At 47.4% G+C, this 6,751-nt stretch carries 5 protein-coding genes and 1 tRNA gene; 1 reads left to right on the top strand and 5 read right to left on the bottom strand.

Annotation, left to right across the window (positions count from 1 at the left end; genetic code table 11):
* From CIK04_RS11430 to tsaE, 4 genes are all read right to left on the bottom strand, one after another.
* Positions 1 to 399: tRNA (adenosine(37)-N6)-dimethylallyltransferase MiaA (locus CIK04_RS11430; protein WP_325205711.1), on the bottom strand; the 399-nt coding region annotated here is incomplete at its 3' end.
* Positions 400 to 533: 134 nt separating this feature from the next.
* Entirely contained in the window at positions 534 to 2,528 is a 1,995-nt protein-coding gene (mutL, locus tag CIK04_RS11425; protein WP_038939553.1) for a DNA mismatch repair endonuclease MutL, read from the bottom strand.
* A gap of 8 nt (positions 2,529 to 2,536) precedes the next feature.
* A complete protein-coding gene (locus CIK04_RS11420; RefSeq protein ID WP_039450050.1) occupies positions 2,537 to 4,258 on the bottom strand; it encodes an N-acetylmuramoyl-L-alanine amidase in 1,722 nt (573 codons plus the stop codon).
* Positions 4,252 to 4,716, bottom strand: a complete 465-nt coding sequence (tsaE, locus tag CIK04_RS11415) for a tRNA (adenosine(37)-N6)-threonylcarbamoyltransferase complex ATPase subunit type 1 TsaE (RefSeq protein WP_026130582.1) — start codon at positions 4,714 to 4,716, stop codon at positions 4,252 to 4,254. Before tsaE ends, CIK04_RS11420 begins: the two co-directional genes overlap by 7 nt.
* Positions 4,717 to 4,907: 191 nt before the next feature.
* On the opposite strand from tsaE, the gene queG reads away from it, so the two are divergent.
* A complete protein-coding gene (gene queG, locus CIK04_RS11410; RefSeq protein WP_086467859.1) occupies positions 4,908 to 6,029 on the top strand; it encodes a tRNA epoxyqueuosine(34) reductase QueG in 1,122 nt (373 codons plus the stop codon).
* A gap of 575 nt (positions 6,030 to 6,604) precedes the next feature.
* Here queG and CIK04_RS11405 read toward each other — a convergent pair.
* Positions 6,605 to 6,681: transfer RNA gene (locus CIK04_RS11405), tRNA-Met, on the bottom strand.
* Positions 6,682 to 6,751 lie beyond the last annotated feature (70 nt).

Below are 6,751 nucleotides of genomic sequence, written 5' to 3'. Positions count from 1 at the left end.
AAGAGTTTTACCTGAAATTCGATAAACTTCCAATGCACGCGACAATCTTTGCGGATCATTCGGGTGTATTCTCGCTGCCGATACAGGATCAATCTCTTGAAGCTCATCGTGCAATACTGACCAACCTTTCGTCAATGCTTCTTGTTCAATTTGCTGACGTATTTCAGCATTTGCAGCAGGAAGTGGTGACAGACCTTCGAGTAACGCTGAAATTACAGCATAGTTCCACCGACAAGCAGCGGAATTTTTGCCTTGTGCCACGATCTCGTTCATAGCTTCGAGTGCATCACGACGAAAATCAGCCGCAGAATAGGCTTCGGTCGGATCTAAAATATCGATCAAACGATGCGGTGCCAGTTGCTGCTCGCGTTCATCAGGTTTGGCAGTGCCAATATCCATGCCCTTGTAAATTAGAGCGGAGTCGACACTGATAAGTCACGATATCGTTGACGCAATCGGATTGCTAATTCCGTTTTCCCGATGCTGTCGGCCCMATTAAAAACAGAGCTAAAGGTAATTGTTCAGTCATGGTGTCATGTCAGTTGTGCAATCGTTGCCGAGAAATCGACACTCGTGACCAGTTGAGCATCCTGTAGCGGGAGCTTCTCTTGCCAGAGTTGTTCGAGTTCCGAAATAATTTGTATCGCCTCAGAAAGTGTATAGTGGCTTTTCACTTTTGCCACACGCAACGCCAACCACTGCGCCATCGCCGTGTCATTTTGTGCCTGCTCTTCCTTCTGGGCTTGCGAAGCGGCGTAAGATAACAGATCTGGAATAAGAAGTTGTAAATTTTGTTGCCTTAATGGCGCAGGCACCCCCATCACCATTAGGGCTTTCTCATTACGCATTTTAAAGAGGATCCCCATCCGAGCAAAACGATCTTGATGCTCTTGCGCAGCATGAACCAACCCTTTTTCCAGTTTTAGCGAAAGCGGCACCAACAAAGGCTGAGACTTCAATGGCGCTTTATCACCATTCAGTTGCCCAAGGGTTCGATAGAACTCTGCGCGAGCAAGAGAAATCAGTTGGCAACCCGCCTTCGTTGTCGTCAAAAGATAACGTTGCGCCACCACGGACACCGCCTTCCCTAACTCTTGGACTGGAGAGGCGATTGGGGGCGACGGAGCACATTCCACATTCTGGGACGGAAAATCCGGGGTATGAAGTAACTCCGCATACGCTTTGACTTGCTGTTTGCTGGGGGCTGACTCGCCGTAGCGTTCACTCTGATTTGAAGGTGATGTATGGCGCGCAGGGGATCGTGACTCCATCCAAGCATGGCGCTCATTGTGTGGCGCAGGTGAAACTTCACAGCCTTGTTCACTGGAGAGCGAGCTTTCCAAAGGTGCCCGTTGCTGCAACGGTTGCTCTTGTCCTGCTTTTCGTGGATAGGCTGGCGCTTTTTCAATGGCGTGATAAACCGATTGTGGAACCTCATTACTTTCGGCAGGAAAGCGACCGAGTGGTTCAACTTCTGGCTCGACTTGATAATGAAAAGCTGACTCATTGATTTGCGGCTGCTCGATACTGTCACTTTGCGCCAACGCACTTGCAAGTGCTTGATAGATAAAATCATGTACCAAGCGGGCTTGATGGAAGCGTACTTCATGTTTGGCAGGGTGAACGTTGACGTCAACTTGATGTGGATCCAGCTCAATGAACAGGACGTAAGCGGCAAATTGCTCAGGCTTTAAGCTCGTCTCGTAGCTTTGGCGAATGGCATGATTGATGAGCTTGTCGCGCATCATCCGGCCATTAACATAACAATATTGCAGATCACTTTGCTGGCGGGCCCCTTCAGGCGTGGTGATCCAACCGTGAAGTTTGAGACCCTGATGTTCGAGCTCTATTTTCAGCATGCAACGTACAAACGCTTGACCACAAACGGTGGCTAAGCGTTTTTCTGCCTGAAGATCATTGTGTGCAGCACGATATTGGCGGATCACTTTACCGTTGTGGCGTAAGGTTATCGACACATCAAAACGACTGAGTGCAATCCGTTTTAGCAACTCATCAATATGGGCAAATTCGGTTTTCTCAGTTCGAAGAAATTTGCGTCTGGCAGGGGTATTAAAAAACAGATCGACCACTTCAACGGTGGTACCAATCGGGTGAGCGGTAGGCTGCAGTTTCACCTGCATATCCCGCCCTTCCGTATAAGCGCTCCACGCTTGCTCTTGCGTTGCTGGGCGAGAAGTGAGGGTCAAACGCGCTACTGAACTGATACTGGCTAACGCTTCACCACGAAAACCAAGGCTCATGATCGCTTCCAGATCGTCCAACGTGTGGATTTTTGACGTCGCGTGACGACTTAGCGCAAGGCCCAACTCATCTTTCACAATACCAGAGCCGTTATCACGGATACGAATCAGCTTTGCGCCGCCTTTCTCGATATCGATGTCAATCTTAGTTGCCCCTGAGTCAAGGCTGTTTTCCACTAACTCTTTGACCACAGAAGCGGGGCGTTCAACCACTTCACCAGCCGCTATCTGGTTCGCCAAACGCGCTGGTAATATCCGGATCGTCATCTCTCTGCCTATTTATTTGGAATAATCAATACCTGCCCAATTGCCAGCTCATCGGAACGCAAGTTGTTCGCTTGGCGGATGCTCGAAACACTCACACCATACTTGGCTGCAATTTTACTCAGAAACTCTCCACGAGCTACCGTGTGTTTGCGGATCGGTTGATCTTTCAAGTTCACGGTGATGCTCAATTTCTGCCCTACCCATAAGGTGTCAGACTTGAGCTTATTCTCTCGACGAATATCGGCAACCGACACTTTGTAACGATCGGCAATCATGCCCAAAAATTCACCTTTGCTGACCTTGTGGGTAATGGTCTTGGTTTCCACGGTATTCGGTTGAGCCGCAATCACCTTGGGTCCAGGCACACCACGGTGAATTTTCAACGTTTGACCAATCGACAAACTTGAAGATTTTAACTGATTGTCTTTCATGATCGTTTGCGTTGAAGTGCCATAACGCTCAGCGATCACACTTAAAGACTCACCTCGTTTAACGGTGTGAACAATCGGTTTCGCACTAGAGGCAAACACCGTTCCTTCCGGTGGATTATCTTTCAGGTATTTCAGCACCGCCTTTGAGATCGCTTTGGCCAGCTTATCTTGGTGCGCGCGCTGAAACAGCAGCTTTTCCTCGCTTGGATTGGAGATAAATCCCGTTTCTACCAGTACTGACGGAATTTGTGGGGAACGCAAAACCGCCAAACTGGTGTTGATTGGCTGGCTGTTATGCAACTGTGCAACTTTTCCCATTTCCGACAAAATTTCTGTGGCGAGTTTGTAGCCCTCTTTCTGCGAGTGGCTAAACTGCAAATCCAGTAAGGTTTGGTTGACGTTCTTATCATTGATGTTCGTAAACGCCGCGCCTGAACCACCCAAGATTTCAGATTGCTTTTCGTGATTCTCAACCCAACGTGCAATTTCCGTGTTCGCACGACGGGTATTCAACACAAACACCGACCCCCCACGCGGTTGCGGTGAAGTAAAGGCATCCGCGTGTACAGAGATCAACAGGTGCGCGTCGTTTTCACGAGCAATCGCCACGCGGCGGTTCAAATTGACAAAGTAATCCCCAGATCGAGTGAGCCTAGTTTTAATGCCGGGTACCGCATCGAGTTCAGCGGCGATCTTATGCGAAATGCTCAACGTAGCATTTTTTTCATAGCGACGCGTCGGACCAATCGAACCTGGGTCTTCCCCCCCATGGCCTGGATCAATCACGATCAAAATTTCTTCCGCTCGTTGAACAGATTGAATGTCTTTATTCACCGTTTGCGGTTTCGCATTATTGCTGCCGCTCGATGTCGTAGTGCTGCGAGCTTGGTGCGGTAAGTCGATCACCAAGCGGTGTCCGTAGTCGCCTCCTGGGGTTGGCGCCAACTTGAACAATTCCGCTGGAGCGCTTTTCTTCAACTCAAACACCAAACGATAGGTGCCTTGCTCTGGCGGTGAGCTTTGACGAATGCGAGACAGCACTGGGCTATCACTGACGGTAATCGGCAGCTTAGTTTTGAGTGATGTACTTTTCAGATCCACCACTAAACGATCAGGCTTGGTCAATGAGAAATAGCTGAAGTTTGCTTCGTCCGCTAAATCTACCACCACTCGAGTTTCATCCGGTGAAGGCCATACCCTCACACCTTGTAAAACATTGGCCCAAACTAAAGAAGGGATCAAAAAGTAAAGAGCAGACAGCCAAACTGCTGCTTTTTGAATGCGCTTTAAACTCAACATAACTCCAATTTACTGAGCAGCTTTAGGCCATAGTCATTATTTGCTTTTACCTGAGCAATACGTTGTTCGCCTTGATAGCGAATATCAATATCCAGATCCGGTTTAGGGAGAAGACCTTCCCCTTTCTCTGGCCACTCCACTAAGCAGATCGCATCCGCAGTAAAATAGTCGCGAATGCCCATGAACTCGAGCTCTTCAGGATCAGCCAAACGGTAAAGATCAAAATGATACACTTGCCAATCGGCTAACTGATAAGGCTCGACTAAGGTATAGGTTGGGCTTTTTACATTACCAGCATGACCAAGCGCTCTAACAAAACCACGGCTAAAGGTGGTTTTTCCAGCCCCAAGATCACCGTGTAAGTAAATCGTGGTCTGTTGAGAGCAAAGATGGGCAAGTTGTGTTCCAAGCAGTATGGTCGCCTGCTCATCTTTCAGTTCGAACTGTTTTGCGTTCATGATCATGTATCTCTGAATATCGAAGTTGACTATATAAAAATCAAAAGAACACGAATAGTAAACCGTGTCCATTTTGAGAGACAAGCACCCAAATGTCATTTCAACGAAAAATCGCTCTCGATTGAGGGTTGTGCTAGAACCTAACATGAAGATCCAGTAAGATCCGCGTCCGTTTTGAACAGGCAGTCACCATGGATTACCAGCAACTTGCACAGCAAATCAAACAATGGGGAAAAGAACTCGGCTTTGAAAAAGTCGGGATCTGCGACATTGATTTAACGGAGCACGAAGCACAGTTGCAAAAATGGCTCGACGCAGGTTATCACGGCAGCATGGATTGGATGGCAAGACATGGCATGATGCGCGCACGTCCAGCCGAACTCTTACCAGGAACCGTAAGAGTGATCAGTGTTCGTATGAACTACCTACCTCCTCAAGCGCAATTCGCAACCGATCTCGCGGATCCCACACAAGGTTATATTAGCCGCTATGCTCTCGGCCGTGACTATCATAAATTAGTGCGCAAGCAGCTTTCAGCCCTCGCAAAAAAAATTGAAGCCGAAGTGGGTCAATTTGGCTATCGCCCTTTCGTTGATTCAGCGCCAATCCTAGAGCGCCCCTTAGCTCAAAAAGCCGGGCTCGGCTGGACAGGAAAACATTCGCTTATTCTCGATAAAGACGCAGGTTCATGGTTCTTCCTAGGTGAACTGCTGGTTGATTTGCCATTACCAGTAGACCAAGCCAGTGAAGAAGCATGCGGAAAATGCCAAGCCTGTATCACCTCTTGCCCCACCCAAGCAATTGTCGATAACAAAGTTGTCGACGCGCGTCGCTGCATTTCCTATCTCACCATCGAACACGACGGAATCATCGCGCCAGAGTTTCGTAAAGCAATTGGCAATCGAATTTATGGCTGTGATGACTGCCAATTAGTGTGCCCTTGGAACCGTTACGCAGACTTGACGCAACACGATGACTTCCACCGGAGAGCGCCCTTCAACAACGCCTCGCTCATTACATTATTCCAGTGGGACGAACCGACTTTCCTTAGAAACATGGAAGGCTCCGCGATTCGCCGCATTGGCCACCTACAATGGCTCAGAAACATTGCCATTGCGATGGGCAACGCACCTTTCTCTCCACAAATCGTCACGGCTCTTGAGTCTCGCAAGGGAATGAGTGAGTTACTGGATGAACACATCAACTGGGCATTAGAGGAACAAGCAGCTCAAGCTGGCCACTTGTCCCTTGATGTAAAAAAGCAAAGGCTAATACGCATCGTCGATAAAGGGCTACCAAGAGATGCAAGATAACAACCACACATTTTTGCGTTGCAATATTTGATTCCCATCTCAAATTTCAAAATGTGGAAAAAATTAGCAAAGTTACTTACAAACTCGAAGACAAAAAAAGTTAAACACATATCCAATCAATGACTAGGATCAATAAAGCAGAGCTTAATGATCAAAAAGCAACGTCATCAAAATCAAGAAAAAACACAAAAACCTTTTAAAAACAAATAAATACAAATTTACGCATTTAAACATTAATTGTAAAAACGAAAAAAGATCCTTTCTTGACAAGAGGAATATTTTGTCTACTCATTGTTATCAACCAAGTTATCCACATTTTATTTTCTGTGGATAAGTCTGTTAATGAACAATGGAAAGACCCTATCTTTCTATGCTAAGAGAGACAGTGGTTTTTAAGGTAGAAAAGTGAAACGACAAAAACATCCGAACATCTGTATCGGACATGGGTTTCATTTTAGGGATTCATGCTTCGCAGCATTATTGAAAGAGCAGTACAGAAGGTGATGATCACCGCCTCATTGCGTGACGGAATAGCATCTTTCGTACGAGACAAGGAATTGTCATCGTTCGAAAATTGGTTGCGGGGGCCGGATTTGAACCGACGACCTTCGGGTTATGAGCCCGACGAGCTACCAAGCTGCTCCACCCCGCGTCCGTATTGTGTCACCGTTAAGCACAGTGAGAGCTTTGAAATTGGTTGCGGGAGCTGGATTTGAACCAAC

It is taken from the genome of Vibrio sp. 03_296 (assembly GCF_002265885.1).
The sequence above is the reverse complement of the archived record's forward strand: the minus strand, read 5'-3'. Positions and strand labels throughout refer to the sequence as shown.